Origin of the sequence: Streptomyces aurantiogriseus (assembly GCF_014649375.1) — a bacterium.
Classification (GTDB): Bacteria; Actinomycetota; Actinomycetes; order Streptomycetales; family Streptomycetaceae; genus Streptomyces; species Streptomyces aurantiogriseus.
The window spans coordinates 180,603-196,037 of sequence record NZ_BMSX01000015.1; the positions used below are offsets into that span (position 1 = coordinate 180,603).

The window sequence follows — 15,435 nt, forward strand, 5'->3', positions numbered from 1 at the left end:
CTGGTCTGTGCGGCCCCAGTGCCGGGCACCATGCGCGCGTGCATGCTGGACCTGCCGCCCTTCGTCGACATCGTCGACACCGCGGCCGTAAGGCGGACCGGCTTCGGGTGAGGCCAGGAGGCAGGCCCATGAGTGCGCGTCTCGTGCGGAGCAGGACGGACTCCCTTCTGCTCCTGGTGACCACGGTGGCACTCGCCGCCGGCGGAGTGGCCTGGCTGGCGGATGCCCCTGGCGTGGCGGACATGTGCTGGGCCACGGGGACGCTGGCGGCCGTGGTACCGGCGGTGGTCTGGATCCTGCGCGCCCTGCACCGCGGCCACGCGGGCGTCGACGTGATCGCCGTACTGGCTCTGGCCGGCACACTCGCCGTGCAGGAGTACCTGGCCGGATCCCTGATCGCCCTGATGCTCGCCACCGGCCGGACCCTGGAGGCGGCCGCACAGCGCCGGGCCTCGCGCGACCTGAGCGCACTCCTGCGGCACGCGCCGAGGTCGGCCCGCCGGCGCACCGGGTCCGACGTGCGCACGGTACCCCTGGCCGAGATCTCCGTGGACGACCTGCTGGTGGTCGGGCCGGGTGAGGTGGTTCCGGTGAACGGCCGGGTCGGCACGGATACGGCTCTCCTGGACGAATCGGTGCTCACCGGTGAGTCGCTCCCCGTGGAACACGGCCGCGGTGAGCTGGTGCGCAGCGGTGCCGTCAACGCGGGCACCGCCTTCGAGCTCCGCGCTACCGCCACCGAGGAGGACAGCGCGTACGCGGAGATCGTCCGGCTCGCCCGGCAGGCCGGCGCCGAGACCGCCCCCGTGGTGCGCCTCGCCGACCGGTACGCGGCCTGGTTCGTGCCCCTGTCCCTGGTGGTGGCAGGTCTCGCCTGGCTGGTCGGCGGGTCGGCCACGTCGGCCGTCGCGGTCCTGGTCGTCGCCACGCCCTGCCCACTGCTGCTCGCCGCTCCGGTGGCGGTCGTCTCCGGGCTCTCGCGGGCGGCCCGCCGCGGCGTGGTGATCCGCGACGGCGGCGCCCTGGAGACACTGGGCCGGGCGCGCACCCTCGTGCTGGACAAGACGGGCACGCTCACGACGGGCCGCCCGCGCGTCGTCGACGTGACCGCCGCGCCGGGCCGCGAGACGGCGGAGGTGCTGCGGCAGGCCGCCTCCCTCGACCAGCTCTCCCCGCACGTCCTGGCCCAGGCACTCGTCGACGAAGCCCACCGGCGCGGTCTGGAGCTGTCCCTGCCGGCGGACGTGCGCGAGGAGCCCGGACACGGCGCCACGGGAACCGTGGAGGGCCACCGGCTCTCGGTCGGCCGTATGCGCGTCGGACCGGACAGCCCCGCGTGGGTCCGCGCGGTCGACAACCGGGCGGTCCTGGACGGCGCGTCCGTCGTCTGGGTGACCGCCGACGGCACGGTCACCGGCGCCGTCCTGCTGCGCGACCCGCTGCGACCCGACGCCCCCAGGACACTGCGGCGCCTCCGCTCGGCCGGCGTCCAGAGGCTCCTGATGGTCACCGGGGACCGCGCCGAACCCGCTCGCGAGGTCGCCGCCGTCCTCGGCCTTGACGCCGTGGAAACCGGGCAGAGCCCCGCCGACAAGGTCGCAGCGGTGCGTGCCGAGCGCGCCCACGCCGTCACCGTCATGATCGGCGACGGCGTGAACGACGCCCCAGCGCTCGCCGCCGCCGACATCGGCGTCGCCATGGGCGCCCGCGGCTCGACCGCCTCCTCGGAGGCCGCCGACATCGTGCTCACCACGGACCGCGTGGACCGCCTGGCCGACGCGATGGGCATCGCCGTACGATCCCGGCACATCGCCGTCCAGAGCGCGCTGGGCGGCATGCTGATGTCCCTGGCCGCGATGGTGGCGGCAGCGTTCGGACTGCTGCCTCCGGCGGCCGGAGCCCTGCTTCAAGAAGGCATCGATGTCGCCGTCATCCTCAACGCCCTGCGCGCCCTGCTCACCGACCGCGCCACCCGGCCGGTGCTCACGCCCACCGCGGAGGACCTCGTCCACCGGTTCGCCGCCGAGCACGACGACCTCCGTGAAGTCGTGGAGGCGGTGCGCACGGCCGCCGACCGGCTCTCCGGTGCGCCGGAGGAACAGGCGAGGGCGGCCGTCGAGCACGTGCACCGTCTGCTGACCGACCGGCTGCTGCCCCACGAGCACGCCGAGGAGCATCAGCTCTATCCCGCGCTCGCCGACTCCCTCGGCGGACCCGAGACCACGGCCACGATGAGCAGAGCCCACGCCGAGATCGACCGCCTCGCCGGACGCATCGCCACCCACCTCACCCTCACCGACACCGAAGGCCGCCTACGGCCGGAGAACCTCGACGACCTGCGGGCCTGCCTGTACGGGCTGTACAGCGTCCTGCGCCTGCACTTCACGCAGGAGGAGGAGAACTACTTCTCGCTGGCGCCGTGAGGCGACGTACCGGTTTCACGGTGAATACGGGTGAACCGAATACGAACGGAATACGGGCGAACACAGCGCGGCGAGCACCTCCCGCCCGCCGCGCCCGTTCCTCGAATCCCCGTCTCCTCGCCTCCCCGTCAGTTCGTCTTCCCCGGCGTGCCCGCGAGCTCGGTCGCGATACGCCCCGCCCACTCCTCGATCGCGGTGAAGTTCCGGAAGTCCCCGCCCTTGCCATTGCGGAGGATCATCCGTGCGACCCAGCCCTTCGCACCCTCCTCCAGGCAGCCGCCGAAGGTGACGTGCTCCCTGACGTCGAGTCGGTCCATGGCCTTCTTCACCCCGGGCGCGGGCGGGATATCCCGCTCCGAAGCCGAGGCGTCGAGTGGACCGCTGCTGAAGAACCACACCGGGCGTTCGGCCAGTGCATGTCGATGACGGCGAACGAACCGGCGGGCGTCCTTCTGCCAACGCCCGGCGTACAGTCCGCCTCCGACCACCACGGCGTTGTACGACGCGACGCTCGCCACTGACTGGGCGGGCAGCGCCTCGGCCGTCAGTCCCTCCTTGCTCAGCACCTCGGCGATGGCCTCGGCGATCTGCCCGGTCGATCCGTTCGTCGTCCCGTAGGCGACCAACACGCTGGTGGGCATGGCGGTCCGCCTCCTCTCACAGTTTGCGCAGCCAGTCGTCCGCGACGCCGTGCAGCGCCTGTTCGTCGGGCTGGAGACGGGAGTCGTCCAGCCGGTAGGTGAGCTTGTCGACCACCCCGACCACGCCATCGATCTGACGCGTCATGGCGACGGCGATCTCCGTCTCGCTCTTGCGCTCCATGTGCCCGGCGAGCGTGACCACGCCCTCCACAACGGAGACGTCGAAGGTCTGGGGTGCCAGCCACAGCGTGCGGACCAGTACTTCTTCGATCACCTCAGAGCGGATCCCCTTATCGGGCCGCAGGAAGACCTGGAGCAGGTCGCGGCGGGTGACGATGCCGACGAGCCGCTCCTCCTCGTCCACCACGGGCAGCCGTTCCACACGCCGCTGGGCCATGGTCCGGGCCGCCTCGACGATCGTGGCATCGGCGCGCACAGTGACGGGCGGTTCGGTCATCAACTGTCCCGCGGTTCGGGCTTGTGCCTTCGCGGCCTGCTTCCTGGCGCTGCGCGTCAGGTCGGCAAGCCGGAAGCGGCGCTTCGGCTCATAGGGGTCGGGAGTTTCGGCCTGCCGGACCATCAGGTCCGTCTCGGAGATGACCCCGATGACCTTCTCGTCCTCGGCAACGACCGGCAGCCCGCTGATCCGGTGCTCGGCCAGCAGCCGGGCCACCTCCTTGAACGGGGTGCTGTACCCGACACGGACGACCTCCTCGGTCATCACGGAGCTGACCTTGTTGTGCTTCATGTCTGTTCCCTCCTCAGCGGAGCCGGCGCGGATACGCGCCACAGGGTCAGCGCGGCAGGACCCAGGTGGCCGCCGTTGTGCATGCCCATGACGGTGCCATCCGCGAGCTCAACGTGGACGGTGGGCTGGCTGAACACGTCGTCCGTCATGGCCGCTCGCCTCCCACCCTGTCGGCACCTTGAGCATCCAGCGGACTGGAAGGCGGTCCCATGGGCTGTCCGGGCCGGTCCGAGGGCCAGTCGGCCCCAAGTTCTGGGCACCGTCGTCCGGGGCGCGGCCGACCCTGCCCACCGCGCCGCGTGCGCGTCGCTGAGTACGAGGCGAAGAAATCCGCCGAGGCGATCTGCGCCCGGGACACCGACGCGACGCTCCCACGGCTTGTACTCACGTGCGGCCGTCCGGAGATGTACCGGCCTCTCGGACCGTGCACGTCGCACCAGCCGTGCCGAGGGTCCATGGTGGCGTGGGCATCCTGCGCGGCCTGGGCCGTCCTCCACGGTCGACACCACACGGTTGTGGCATCCGGCGGCGTACGTCCCGGGACAGTGCACCCGGCCCGCCTTGCCCTCGGGAACCGCCCCACAGGTGGCGAAGCAGCCGCCTGTCGGGGTGCATACGGCCCACGTGCCGAAACTCAAGCTCGCTGAGGGACGACGGCGACCGGGCACTCGGAATGATGCAGCAGGACGTGGGCGACCCTGCCGAGCTGCAGACCGAAGTGGCCGTGCCGCCTCAGAGCGCCGACGACCAGCAGGTCGGCGTCGGCCGATGCGTCCAGGAGGACTTTGTGGGCGGGGCCCTCGACCGGCTGGCGGTGTACGTCAACCTGGGGGTGATCCCGCACAGGGTCGCGCAGCATGTCGGTGAGGACGGTCGAGGCCCGTTCCTCTTGAGCACGGACGGCATCGTCCGCGAGCAGGGGGTGGTCCACGTGCTCATGGGCGGGGTGGCGCCAGGACCGTACGGCTTGGAGTGCGCAGCCGCGCGCCTCAGCCTCGCGGAAGGCGAACCTGACGGCGCCCGAGCCCTCGGGCGAGTCGCCGACCCCGACCACCACCCGCCCGAAGGCTCCCTGCCGGTTCGGCTCCGAGCCGCGCACCACGAAGACCGGGCACACAGCGCGAGCCGCCACCGAGAGGCTCACAGAGCCCAGCAGCAGCCCAGCGAGCCCGCCACGGCCACGCGAGCCCGTGACCAGGGCAGAGGCCTCGCGCCCCTCGCGCAGCAACACGGACACGGCGTCGTCCGGGAGTACCTCGGTCGACACCTTCACCTCGGGATTGCGCAGCCGGGCGCGTTCCGCGCAGGACGCAGTGATGTGCTCCGCCATGACCTCTTCGGCGGGACGATCAGTGCTGAAGGACGGCCGTGCTCCCTCGTACCGCTCCCACAGAGAGGAGTAGACGAGCCGCAAGGGCAGCCCGCAGCGGGCCGCTTCGTCCACCGCCCAGTCCACCGCCTGCAGGCTGGAATCCGATCCATCGACACCCACGACCAGCGGGAGCCCCATCATCCTCACCGCCTTCCTTCCCGCCACTGCGAGAATCCCTCTCTGAATACCGTCGCACCGCCCTGGGTCCACCGCGACATGCCGATCGGCTCGGACGGGGTCTCTTGCCGGAGGGCATGCTTCAAGGCATCGTCAGCCGCGCCGATCTGCTGAAGGTCTTCCTCCGGCCGGACGAGGACATCGAGGAGGAGGTCCGCCGCACGGTGGTGGCCTACCTCTTCCCGGCCTTCAGCCACGCCATCCACGTGAACGTCCACGAGGGAGTCGTCACCCTCCGCGGACACGTCCGCGACACCTCGCTCGTCTCGGTCGCCGTGCGCCTCGTCCGCGCCGTGGAGGGCGTCGTGGACGTCGAACCCCATCTCACCGGCGAGTCCACCCCTCCGACCAGCCCGGAAAGCATGTGATGACTGAACCGCCGGCTGGCCGTAAGCAGCCGGAACAGTGGTGCACGCCGTCCGTGAAGGAAGCGGAGGGCAAGCGCCGGCGCTGGCTGGCAGGATCCTCGGCGCGCCGATCGGCGTTCTTGCGGAGCTGGCCAAAACCCTGTGGCGGAAGATGAGTTGGGCTGACCGGTCCCGTCGAGTGGGCCATTCGGCCCCTGCCCCGGCGCCGCCGGGGGTGTGAGGGTGAGAAGTGAGCCTGCGGGGCGAAAAGCGCCGGGGTTCCGCCCTCACGGAACCTCGCGCCCGCTCTTCTGGTGGCCGTTCAGGGAGGCGGCCACAGAGCGGCGGAATTCGCCTCGTGGGCGGCGTCGGTGTGGGGACCGGCGCAGGCCGCCACGGCGGCTCCTCGGAGGGGGCGGGTCCGCGTCATCCCGCCCTGGTGCCGACCCGCGACAGGCCGACGGACGACGCCCCTGCTGTCGCGGGGGCTCCGTACGACTCGCGGGTCGGCACCTGCGCGTCGCCGAACGAGCAAGAGTACGGCGAACACGTTGTGCCGATCCTCCACGCCCGGCCGCTGATCGGCGTTGCCGTCCTGGTGGTCGGCTGGGCCGAGGACGTGGCGGCCAAACGCCCACCGCGCCTGTGGCCACGAACGGGAGCCCATTCCTGATCCCGCGTCACCTGCGGCCGACTGGCCCGGGACCGGTGCCGTACGGCCCATCCGCCTATGCCCGTATGGCACTTGGGGCACCTGCTCCAGCGGGTGTTGCCTGGGATCGTTGGAGGAGGCTGACATGAGCACAGAGATCTCCGCCAGGCGTCCGTCCCACCGGCTGCGTCGTGCGATGGTTCTCGCCGCAGCGGCCCTGCTGGCGTCGTCCACAGCGACCGCATGCGGAACCGAGACCGCCGCATCCGGTACGTCCTCCGATACTGGCCGGCCGAGCGCGCCGGGCACCGGGGGCACCACCGGCGGCACCGCCGGAAACGGCAACACCACTCCAGGGCAGGGCAGTTCGCCCGGGTCCACCTCGGGAACGCCCAGCACGCCCTCCACACCGACGACGCCCAGTGGCGGCCCGCGCCAGGTGCGGACCGCTGTGTACTTCCTGCACGGGGAGAAGGTCTCGCCCGCGCCGCGCACCGTGACCGCGCCCACCACCGCGGCCGGCGCCCTGCGTGCCCTGCTGGACGGACCCAACCGCTACGAACGGAGCCACAGCCGCACCACGGCCATCCCGTCGGGCACGAAGCTCAACTCGGTCGTGGTCGACCGCCACATCGCGACGGTGGACCTGTCCGGACGGTACGACGACGGCGGGGGGAGCCTGTCGATGCAGGCCAGGCTCGCCCAGGTCGTGTTCACCGCGACCCGCTTCCCATCCATCCACAAGGTGCAGTTCGAACTGGACGGCAAGCCGGTGACGGCCTTCGGCGGCGAGGGCATTGTCCTCGACGAGCCGGTGGGCCGGGCCGACTTCGAGGACCTGTCGCCGCTCGTCCTGGTCGAGTCGCCGATGATCGGCGACACCATCCGCACCCCGGTCCGGGTGTGGGGTACCGCCAACACGTTCGAGGCGACCCTCCGGCTGAAGATCACCGACGCCGCCGGGCGCACCGTGGCCAACCCGTACGTCACAGCGACCTCGGGCACCGGAACCCGCGGCACGTTCGACGTGACGATCCCCTACAAGGCGACCCGGTCGGGCGCCGGCCTGCTCACGGCGTACTGGGACTCGCCGGAGGACGGCCGGGCGGTGATCGAGGACACGGTGCCGCTGACCGTCAAGCGCTGACAGCGGCCTGTTCATGACGGTGGGGCCTCCGCCCTTCAGCGGAGGCCCCACCGTCATGTGCGGGCGATCAGGGCGCCGCTGCGCCGCCCAGATCCCGGCGGCGGAATCCGAGCATCCCGATCGCGGTCAGGGCGACGGCGATCACCGCAAGAAGCGCCAGCGGGGCAATGGCCAGGTCGTCCGCCGGGAGCAGGGGCGTGTGCTGGAACGGGGAGAGGTCGCCGACCCAGGCAGGGACGTCGAGGACCTCGCCGAGCACCCCGATGACGAGGCAGAACGCGAGGGCCGCCCAGGCGGCGACGACGCCGCGCGGTACGAGTCCGAACAGCACGGTGGCGAGCCCCACCAGCAGCCAGAGCGCCGGTGTGTAGACGAGCGCGGCGCCGAGCAGCCGGGGCACCTGGCCCAGGTCGTGGCCGACGATCCCGTACGCGAGCCCGGTGCCCAGGCCCCCGGCGGCGAGCACGATCACGCTTCCGGCCAGCGCGACGGCCAGGTGACTGGCGGCCCACTGGTGGCGTGAGACCGGTGTGGCCAGCAGGGGCTCGGCCCGCAGCCCGGCCTCCTCCCCGCGCAGACGCACGGCGGACTGGATGGCATAGCCCGTGGCGATGAGGGCCATCGTGAGGAGCGAGCGGGCGAGGTAGGAGTCGGTGAGACTGACTTCGCCGTACTGGGCGATCACGTCCCGAATGGCCTCGTTGTCGCCGATGAACTCCTCGACGTCGTCGGCGACCCAGCCGTAGGCGACTCCGGTGAGGAACACCCCGGTGCTCCAGCCGATGAGGCTGCCGCGCTGGAGGCGGAAGGCCAGGCCCAGCGGGCGGCCCAGCCCGGGTGCCGCGCTCCGAGGACCGGGACGGGGCGCCACCAGACCGGCACCGATGTCACGCCGGTCGGCGAGCGCGTCGGCCACGGCGATCAGGGCGATGGTGCACGCGGCCGCGACGAGCAGGGGCCACCACCGTTCGCCGGCGAACGGCCGGTTCTTCTGCACCCACCCGATGGGCGAGAACCACGACACTGTACCGTCCCCGATGTCGCCCACGGCCCGCAGCACGAAGGCCAGTCCCAGCACGGCGCCCGTGCCGCCGTGCACCACCCGGGTGTTCTCCGTGATCTGCGCCGCCACGGTCGTGATCGCGGCGAACACGATCCCGAGCGCGCAGAAGGAGACCCCGAAGACGACCGAGCCCACGACGGGCAGATCCAGGACGACGAGTCCGAGTGTCACGAGGGCGCCGACCACCACGTTCATACCGGCCACCACGAGCAGCGCGGCGGCGGTGGGCGCGTGACGGCCGACCGCCATGGAACGGATCAGTTCGGTGCGCCCGGCCTCCTCCTCGGCGCGGGTCTGTCGCCCGACCATGAACATGCTCATCAAGGCGACCACGACCAGCCCGAGTGAGCCGGTCTGGAAGGCAACTTGGCCCCCGAGCGTGTCGAGAGCCTGAACGGGTCCGTTGAAGGCGATGGCCGCTGCGTTGTCCGCGCTGGTGGCGGCCGCCTCGTCGAGGTCGGCCTGCGTGGGGTAGAGCCCCTTGACACTCGCTGCGGTCAGGATCACGAGAAGCGGGACCGCCACGGTCCAGACCAGGATCCGGACCCGGTCGCGGCGCAGGACAAGGCGGGTGAGTGTGGCGGTGCCGGTCAGCTCGGTCGCGGTCGGCCGGGTCATCGGTCCTCCCCGCCGTTCGCGCGGGCCCCGTTCAGGTGGCCGTCCGTCATCCTGCGCTCTCCTGCCAGTTCGTCGCCGTAATGGCGCAGGAACAGCTCCTCCAGCGTGGGTGGCTGACTGGTCAGAGCACGGATGCCGAACGCGGTCAGATGGCGTACGGCGCCGTCCAGGTGGTCGGTGTCGACGTCGAAGCGGGCCCGGTGGTCGTCCGCGCGTACGGCGTGCACTCCAGGCAGCGTCTCCAGTCCGGCGGGCGGGCGGACGGTCTGGACGTCAACTGAGGTGCGGGTCAGGTGTCGCAACTCAGCCAGCGTGCCGCTCTCCACCGTCCGGCCGGCCCGGATGATGTTCACCCGGTCGCACAGGGTCTCGACCTCGGCCAGGATGTGACTGGACAGCAGCACCGTGCGCCCCTCGGCCTTCGCCTCGCGGATGCAGTCCTGGAAGACGGTCTCCATCAGCGGGTCGAGCCCCGAGGTCGGCTCGTCCAGGATCAGCAACTCGGCACTGGAGGCCAGCGCCGCCACCAGAGCGACCTTCTGCCGGTTGCCCTTGGAATAGGTGCGCGCCTTCTTCGTCGGATCCAGCTCGAACCGTTCCAGTAGTTCGTCGCGCCGGGCCGGATCGAGATCGCCGCGCAGTCGGCCGAAGACGTCGATGATCTCGCCTCCGGACAGCTTGGGCCACAGGCTGACATCGCCCGGCACATAGGCCAGCCGCCGGTGCAGTGCGACGGCGTCGTGCCACGGGTCGCCGCCCAGCAGCTCGACCTCGCCCGCGTCGGCCCGCAGCAGGCCGAGCAGGACACGGATCGCCGTGGTCTTGCCGGCGCCGTTGGGCCCGAGGAACCCGTGCACCTCCCCCGTGGCCACTGTCAAGTCCAGCCCGTCCAGGGCGCGGGTCAGTCCGAACGTCTTCACCAGTCCCGCGATGCGGATCGCCGCACCGCGGGACTGGTGACCGGGCACTGTACGGCGCTGCGGGGCAGGGGTGACGGACATGGTGAGCCTCCCGGGTCTGCTGTCACCCGATGCTTCCGCAGTCCGAGTGCACCCGTCAGGGGCCGAAGGTCCCGGCGTCGGGCGTCGAGCCGGCCGACAGGTCCCGACGTCTCCGGCCGGTCGTCCTGTCCTGGCGATGACGGTTGCCCCACGGGTTCGGACTGGCCAGGGCGACGTTCAGCGTGCCCTGGCACAGAGCTTGGGGAACGGTCGCGGAGAGTCAGTGGAGCAGGGCCACCTTGCGGAGCAGTCCGCAAGGTGGCCCATGGCGCGGGCTCCCAGCCGTGGAATGCACGTTGAGCGAGCGGCAGTCCGCGGCCACTCACTGATCGCGCGGACTGATCCGGCGCCCCGTGAGGCGCGTTGGCTGGATAGACACCCACATCTCGCGTTCGCCTCCTGCCCACGGTGTGGTGTGGGCGTGCTGGGCCAGCCTTCGCACCTCGTCAGGATCCGTGACCACCCGTGCGGGGCCGACGGCGAGCACGCTCCAGCCCTGGCTCATGGCCTCGTCCACATGATCGACCTCGAAGGCGACCTCCGTCCCCACGGCCGACGCGGGGGCCGAGTCCGGCGCGGTCCGAAAGGCGATCGCATCGTCGACGACCTCGTAGTTCACCGGAATGACCGCCGGGCCATCCGGTGTCGATACCGCCACGCGCCCCACTCCGTGGGTGGAAAGCCGGGCGCGGCATTCGTCAGGGCCGAGGTCCCGCAACTGAGGGTGGAGGAGCGCGTAGCCCTGTCCGGGCGGCAGATCAATACCACCACCGCGCAGAGCGGCGACGCTGGTGCCCAGAGCATCGGCCAGCCGAATGAGAGTCGCCAGGCTCGGGTCGGCCGGCTGCTCTTCGAGGTACGCCAGGTAGTCCGGCGCCATTCTGGCGCGGCGGGCTGTTTCCTCCCGGGCCAGTCCCTGTCGTTCGCGTTCGGCGGCCACACGCCGGCCGATGTCGCCAGGGTTGGGCGCCCCATGCAGCGGGGTCGTGCCCGACACGGCACCGGTCTGCTCACCTGCCTCACCCACGGTCGGCCGAGGACGCTCGTGAGGACTCCCCGGCCCATGCTCGACGTGACGGACATGCGCGTCGGGGCCAGGGAACACGAGCGTCACATCGTCCGTATCCGACCAGCGCACGTCGTAGGGAGGGGTCCCGTCCGCGTGGTGAAGACCGACAATTTCGCCGTCGCGCCTGGTGGCGCCGGTGGTAGGGCTTTCGACCACGAGTTGATCGCCGAGTTGAGCTCGCATGATGCTCTTACCTCCTCCGCGTGCCGGACTCCCCGCCTTCGCGAGTCCTGCCATGCCCAGGTCCGCATGCGCCGCAGGGAGGTTTGGGGTACTCCTCGTAGGAGAAGGGACCGTGCTCGGCGTGCCGACGCAGTCCGGGACGGGCGGACTCGTTCACCGTTCTTCCTCCAGCTTCTTACGAGACGGAGGCAGTCGCCATGGAGCCAGTCATCACCGTGGGCCTCGACGGCTCACCCGAGAGCCTTGCCGCCGCCCACTGGGCCGCCGACGAAGCCGAGCGGCGCAAGCTCACGCTGCGTCTGTTGCACGCATGGCCGCTGCTGGTGCCGGAACCGACCAACATCCCCTCGGAGATCGATCAGAACTACTGGGCGAAGCGGATCGTCCACAACGCGCGGGCAGAGCTCCAAGCACACCACCCAGGCCTTTCCATTGTCGGCAACCTGGTTGCCGAAGACGCCCAGGACGCACTGCTGCAAGCGGCGTCGGAGTCCGAGATGACCGTACTCGGTTCACGGGGGCTGAGTCCCGTCGAGAGCTACTTCCTTGGCGACATCAGCATGCCCGTCGTGGCACGGGCCGAGCGGCCAGTTGTCCTGGTGCGTGCCGAGAAGCGTGAAGCAGGGCCAACGCCCGCTCCGGGTACGGCAGGTGCCGTTGTGGTGGCCCTGAAACTCCACGGCCCGTGCGACGGCCTGCTCGAGTTCTCCTTCGGCACCGCTGCAGCGCGCGGCGTGCCTCTTCGCGTGGTCCATGGTCGAGGCGTGCCGGTCCATGCGTACGTTCCCTGGGGCGTAGACCATGACGTCACCACTGAGATCACTCAGGATGCGCAGACGCGCCTGAGCCAGGTCCTCCGCCCCTGGCGCGAGAAGTTCTCCGCTGTGCAGGTGGTCGACGTGGTGCGACTTGAAAGCCCCGCAAGGGCCGTCGTAGAGGAGGCCGAGAGTGCCGGGCTGCTGGTCGTCGGCCGCCGCAAGCACCGTCCTGCCTTGGCGCCACGCGTGGGTCCCGTGGCCGAGGCCGCGATCCACCACGCGCGCTGCCCCATCGCCGTCGTCCCCCATGACTGAGCCGAGTCACCGCGGGGAGCTGGTGGAAGCGGTACGTCAGTCCGACGCATCCGTGCTCCGGCCCGGTACCGGCCACGGCACGCCACCGCTCCCCCGCGCAGAGGTGTGCGAGACCCATACAGCCGTCGTGTTGTTCGTCGGGGACCACGCCTACAAGCTCAAGAAACCGGTCGAACTCGGGTTCCTCGACTACACCACCGTGGCGGCTCGGCGGGCCGCGTGCGAGCGGGAAGTGGCTCTCAACCGTCGCTTCGCGCCCGACATCTACCTGGGCGTGGGGGAGATCCGTAGCCCGCACGAGGAGACGCCGGAACCGATCGTCGTGATGCGCCGCATGCCGGCGGACCGCCGCCTCTCCCGCCTGGTGCGAGAGGGTGCCGCCGTCGACGACGTCCTCAGGGCCGTCGCCCGGCAGCTCGCCACCCGACACGCGGACGCCTCCCGCTGCCGAGAGGTGGCCGAACAGGGCACCCGGGACGCGCTGTCGTCGCGCTGGAAAGCAAGCTTCTCCCAAGTCCGCGCGCTGGCTGACGACAAACACGTGCCCGACGATGTGGCGGAGGTCGAGCGGCTGGTGCATCGCTACCTCGCCGGCCGCAAGCAGCTGTTCGACACGCGCATCAAGCAGGGGCGGGTGGTCGACGGACACGGCGACCTGCTCGCCGAGGACATCTTCTGCCTCGACGACGGGCCCCGCATCCTGGACTGCCTGGAGTTCGACGACCACCTCCGCTACGTCGACGGCCTCGACGACGCCGCTTTCCTCGCCATGGACCTGGAACAGCTCGGGGCCCCGGAGGCCGCGGCGTTCTTCCTCGCCCAGTACAGCGAGTACTCTGGCGACCCCGCACCACCGTCTCTGTGGCACCACTACGTCGCCTACCGCGCCTTCGTCCGCGCCAAGGTCTCCCTGATCCAGGCACGCCAGGGCGCACCCGGCGCGGAGGCCGCGTCACGGCGACTGGTCACGACGGCACTGCGCCACCTGCGTACCTCCGCCGTCGGCCTCACGCTCGTCGGCGGGCTCCCGGGCAGCGGGAAATCCACACTCTCCGGCGCGCTGGCCGATCGCCTGGGCGTCACGCTGCTCAGCAGCGACCGCCTACGCAAGGAGCTGGCAGGCATCCCCGCAGACCAGCCCGCACCGGCCGGCTACGGCGAGGGCCTGTACACGCCCGAGTGGACCCAGAGGACGTACGCGATGCTGCTCGACCGGGCGTCCGCCCTTCTGTCCTCTGGCGAGTCCGTCGTCCTCGACGCCACCTGGTCCCATGCGGGACAGCGCGAAGCCGCCCTGCGCATGGCCGAACGCACCAGCGCCGACCTGGTGGCCCTGCACTGCCGGGTTCCGGGCGACGTATCGGCGTCCCGCCTGAGCAGCCGAGCGTCCGGGACGTCCGACGCCGACCTGGACGTGGCCACCGCCATGGCGGCTGCGGAGCCGCCATGGAGAGAAGCCGTCGCTATCGACACCAGCGGCCCCTTGGAGTCGGCGGTCGTCCAGGCGCTGGCGGCCTTACGCCCCTGGGGTACGGGACGGGCCCCGGTCTTCCGCCGCCCTTACATGGAGCCGGACTGAGGAGGGATGCGCCGATGCAACCGGTGGCCTGCGTTGCCGAACGGACGGCACACGCCGGAAGGCCCCCGTCAACTTGAGCAGGTCTACGGCCCTTGAGTCCGGGCCCGTCGTCCCTTGGTGGAACCCGACGGTCCCGGTTGCCCGCAAGTCCTGCGAGGGCGACGGTGGAGAGTAGGTAGCCAGGGAGTGAGAAGCAGATGCGAGCACTCGTCTACCACCGCGCCGGGCAGATCTCCTGGGACACGGTCACGGATCCTGCGATCGAGGAGTCGACCGATGCGATCGTGCGTGTCGACGCGACCAGCATCTGCGGCAGCGACCTGCACATCCTGCGCGGAGAGCTCCCCGAGGTGAAACCGGGGACGGTCCTCGGCCACGAGGCCGTCGGCGAAGTGATGGACGTCGGCCGCGAGGTGCATGCTGTCCGCCCGGGGGATCAAGTGATCGTGTCGTCCGTCTCGGCCTGCGGCCGCTGTCAGTTCTGCCGGGACAACATGTACGGACAGTGCCGCTTCGGTGGCGGGTGGATCCTCGGGAATCTGATCAACGGCACACAGGCCGAGTTCGTACGCGTGCCCTTCGCCGACCATTCCACCCACCGACGGCCTACCGCCCTCGCGCTCAATGACGCGGTCCTGCTCGCCGAGGTTCTCCCCACCGCCTACGAGGTCGGGGTGCGCAACGGACACGTGGGCCCAGGAGACACCGTCGTCGTGGTGGGCGCAGGTCCCGTAGGGCTGGCCGCGGTGATCACCGCGCGGATCTACGCGCCCCTCAGGGTCATCGCTGTGGACCTGTCTCCGTCCCGGCTGGAGGCTGCCGCCGGCCTGGGTGCCGATGCCGCCGAACTGCCGGGGCGGCTGATCGCCGACCTGTCCGAGGGCCCCGGAGCCGACGTGGTCATCGAGGCCGCGGGCGATCCGGAGAGCTTCGTCCTGTGCACGCGTGTCGTGCGTCCAGGCGGGCACATCGCGAACGTCGGCATGCACGGCAAGCCGGCCACGCTGCACCTTGAGGCCCTGTGGCGCAAGAACGTGACGATCAGCACGGGCCAGGTCGACACCTCCTCCACGCCCTGGCTGCTCGACCTGGTGACATCCGGGCGCCTGCCCGTCTCCCGCCTCGTCACCCACACCTTCCCCCTTGACCGGATGGAGGATGCCTACGAGATCTTCGCCCACGGCACCGACACCGGCGCCCTCAAGGTCGTGCTGCACCGCGAGTGAAGCGCCCACACCGAGCGCGACCGCGATCCTGAATCCGCCTCTGAATGCCGGGACTGCCCCGCAGCTTGAACGGGGTCGGTCGGCCCCTCGACCGGGACCGTTCGGCCCCACGACTC

12 protein-coding genes and 1 pseudogene are annotated in these 15,435 nt (G+C 71.0%); 6 read left to right on the forward strand and 7 right to left on the reverse strand.

The features are described from left to right. Positions 1-128 precede the first annotated feature (128 nt). Positions 129-2,423, forward strand: a complete 2,295-nt coding sequence (locus tag IE263_RS29285; protein ID WP_189940825.1) for a heavy metal translocating P-type ATPase — start codon at positions 129-131, stop codon at positions 2,421-2,423. A 128-nt stretch (positions 2,424-2,551) separates the two neighbouring features. Here the strand turns inward: IE263_RS29285 and IE263_RS29290 are convergent, their stop codons facing one another. The 4 genes from IE263_RS29290 to IE263_RS29305 all read right to left on the reverse strand — a co-directional run bounded on the left by IE263_RS29290 (position 2,552) and on the right by IE263_RS29305 (position 5,322). Next, a complete protein-coding gene (locus tag IE263_RS29290) occupies positions 2,552-3,064 on the reverse strand; it encodes a flavodoxin domain-containing protein (RefSeq protein ID WP_189940826.1) in 513 nt (170 codons plus the stop codon). 16 nt (positions 3,065-3,080) lie between these two features. Then, positions 3,081-3,812 (reverse strand): CBS domain-containing protein, encoded by a 732-nt coding sequence (locus IE263_RS29295; protein ID WP_189940827.1) that lies wholly within the window; start codon positions 3,810-3,812, stop codon positions 3,081-3,083. Further along, entirely contained in the window at positions 3,809-3,961 is a 153-nt protein-coding gene (locus IE263_RS29300) for a hypothetical protein (RefSeq protein WP_189940828.1), read from the reverse strand. The genes IE263_RS29295 and IE263_RS29300 overlap by 4 nt, the downstream gene beginning before the upstream one ends. Positions 3,962-4,446: 485 nt before the next feature. Further along, positions 4,447-5,322 (reverse strand): universal stress protein, encoded by an 876-nt coding sequence (locus IE263_RS29305; RefSeq protein ID WP_189940928.1) that lies wholly within the window; start codon positions 5,320-5,322, stop codon positions 4,447-4,449. Between the two features lie 113 nt (positions 5,323-5,435). On the opposite strand from IE263_RS29305, the pseudogene IE263_RS29310 reads away from it, so the two are divergent. After that, positions 5,436-5,729 (forward strand): annotated as a pseudogene (locus IE263_RS29310) (BON domain-containing protein); the annotation flags it as partial. A gap of 776 nt (positions 5,730-6,505) precedes the next feature. Then, entirely contained in the window at positions 6,506-7,507 is a 1,002-nt protein-coding gene (locus IE263_RS49575) for a GerMN domain-containing protein (protein WP_189940829.1), read from the forward strand. A 67-nt stretch (positions 7,508-7,574) separates the two neighbouring features. Here the strand turns inward: IE263_RS49575 and IE263_RS29320 are convergent, their stop codons facing one another. The 3 genes from IE263_RS29320 to IE263_RS29330 all read right to left on the reverse strand — a co-directional run bounded on the left by IE263_RS29320 (position 7,575) and on the right by IE263_RS29330 (position 11,441). Then, the gene (locus tag IE263_RS29320) at positions 7,575-9,188 is read right to left on the reverse strand and encodes an ABC transporter permease (RefSeq protein ID WP_189940830.1); all 1,614 of its coding nucleotides are present in this window, start codon (positions 9,186-9,188) and stop codon (positions 7,575-7,577) included. Next, positions 9,185-10,189, reverse strand: a complete 1,005-nt coding sequence (locus IE263_RS29325) for an ABC transporter ATP-binding protein (protein ID WP_189940831.1) — start codon at positions 10,187-10,189, stop codon at positions 9,185-9,187. Before IE263_RS29325 ends, IE263_RS29320 begins: the two co-directional genes overlap by 4 nt. A 322-nt stretch (positions 10,190-10,511) precedes the next feature. After that, positions 10,512-11,441, reverse strand: a complete 930-nt coding sequence (locus IE263_RS29330; RefSeq protein WP_189940832.1) for a pyridoxamine 5'-phosphate oxidase family protein — start codon at positions 11,439-11,441, stop codon at positions 10,512-10,514. 197 nt (positions 11,442-11,638) lie between these two features. Here IE263_RS29330 and IE263_RS29335 point away from each other — a divergent pair, with 197 nt between their 5' ends. From IE263_RS29335 to IE263_RS29345, 3 genes are all read left to right on the forward strand, one after another. Beyond that, entirely contained in the window at positions 11,639-12,514 is an 876-nt protein-coding gene (locus IE263_RS29335; protein ID WP_189940833.1) for a universal stress protein, read from the forward strand. Positions 12,515-12,617: 103 nt separating this feature from the next. Then, entirely contained in the window at positions 12,618-14,093 is a 1,476-nt protein-coding gene (locus IE263_RS29340) for a bifunctional aminoglycoside phosphotransferase/ATP-binding protein (RefSeq protein ID WP_189940929.1), read from the forward strand. 197 nt (positions 14,094-14,290) lie between these two features. Then, positions 14,291-15,319: an alcohol dehydrogenase catalytic domain-containing protein gene (locus IE263_RS29345; protein ID WP_189940834.1), complete on the forward strand. Its 1,029-nt coding sequence runs from the start codon at positions 14,291-14,293 to the stop codon at positions 15,317-15,319. Positions 15,320-15,435 lie beyond the last annotated feature (116 nt).

Excerpts from the sequence above, each read along its gene's own strand:
- IE263_RS29335 (WP_189940833.1), top strand. The coding sequence starts at position 11,639 with ATGGAGCCAGTCATCACCGTGGGCCTCGACGGCTCACCCGAGAGCCTT.
- IE263_RS49575 (WP_189940829.1), top strand. The coding sequence starts at position 6,506 with ATGAGCACAGAGATCTCCGCCAGGCGTCCGTCCCACCGGCTGCGTCGT.
- IE263_RS29325 (WP_189940831.1), bottom strand. The coding sequence starts at position 10,189 with ATGTCCGTCACCCCTGCCCCGCAGCGCCGTACAGTGCCCGGTCACCAG.
- IE263_RS29290 (WP_189940826.1), bottom strand. The coding sequence starts at position 3,064 with ATGCCCACCAGCGTGTTGGTCGCCTACGGGACGACGAACGGATCGACC.
- IE263_RS29345 (WP_189940834.1), top strand. The coding sequence starts at position 14,291 with ATGCGAGCACTCGTCTACCACCGCGCCGGGCAGATCTCCTGGGACACG.
- IE263_RS29320 (WP_189940830.1), bottom strand. The coding sequence starts at position 9,188 with ATGACCCGGCCGACCGCGACCGAGCTGACCGGCACCGCCACACTCACC.
- IE263_RS29285 (WP_189940825.1), top strand. The coding sequence starts at position 129 with ATGAGTGCGCGTCTCGTGCGGAGCAGGACGGACTCCCTTCTGCTCCTG.
- IE263_RS29295 (WP_189940827.1), bottom strand. The coding sequence starts at position 3,812 with ATGAAGCACAACAAGGTCAGCTCCGTGATGACCGAGGAGGTCGTCCGT.
- IE263_RS29300 (WP_189940828.1), bottom strand. The coding sequence starts at position 3,961 with ATGACGGACGACGTGTTCAGCCAGCCCACCGTCCACGTTGAGCTCGCG.
- IE263_RS29305 (WP_189940928.1), bottom strand. The coding sequence starts at position 5,322 with ATGGGGCTCCCGCTGGTCGTGGGTGTCGATGGATCGGATTCCAGCCTG.
- IE263_RS29330 (WP_189940832.1), bottom strand. The coding sequence starts at position 11,441 with ATGCGAGCTCAACTCGGCGATCAACTCGTGGTCGAAAGCCCTACCACC.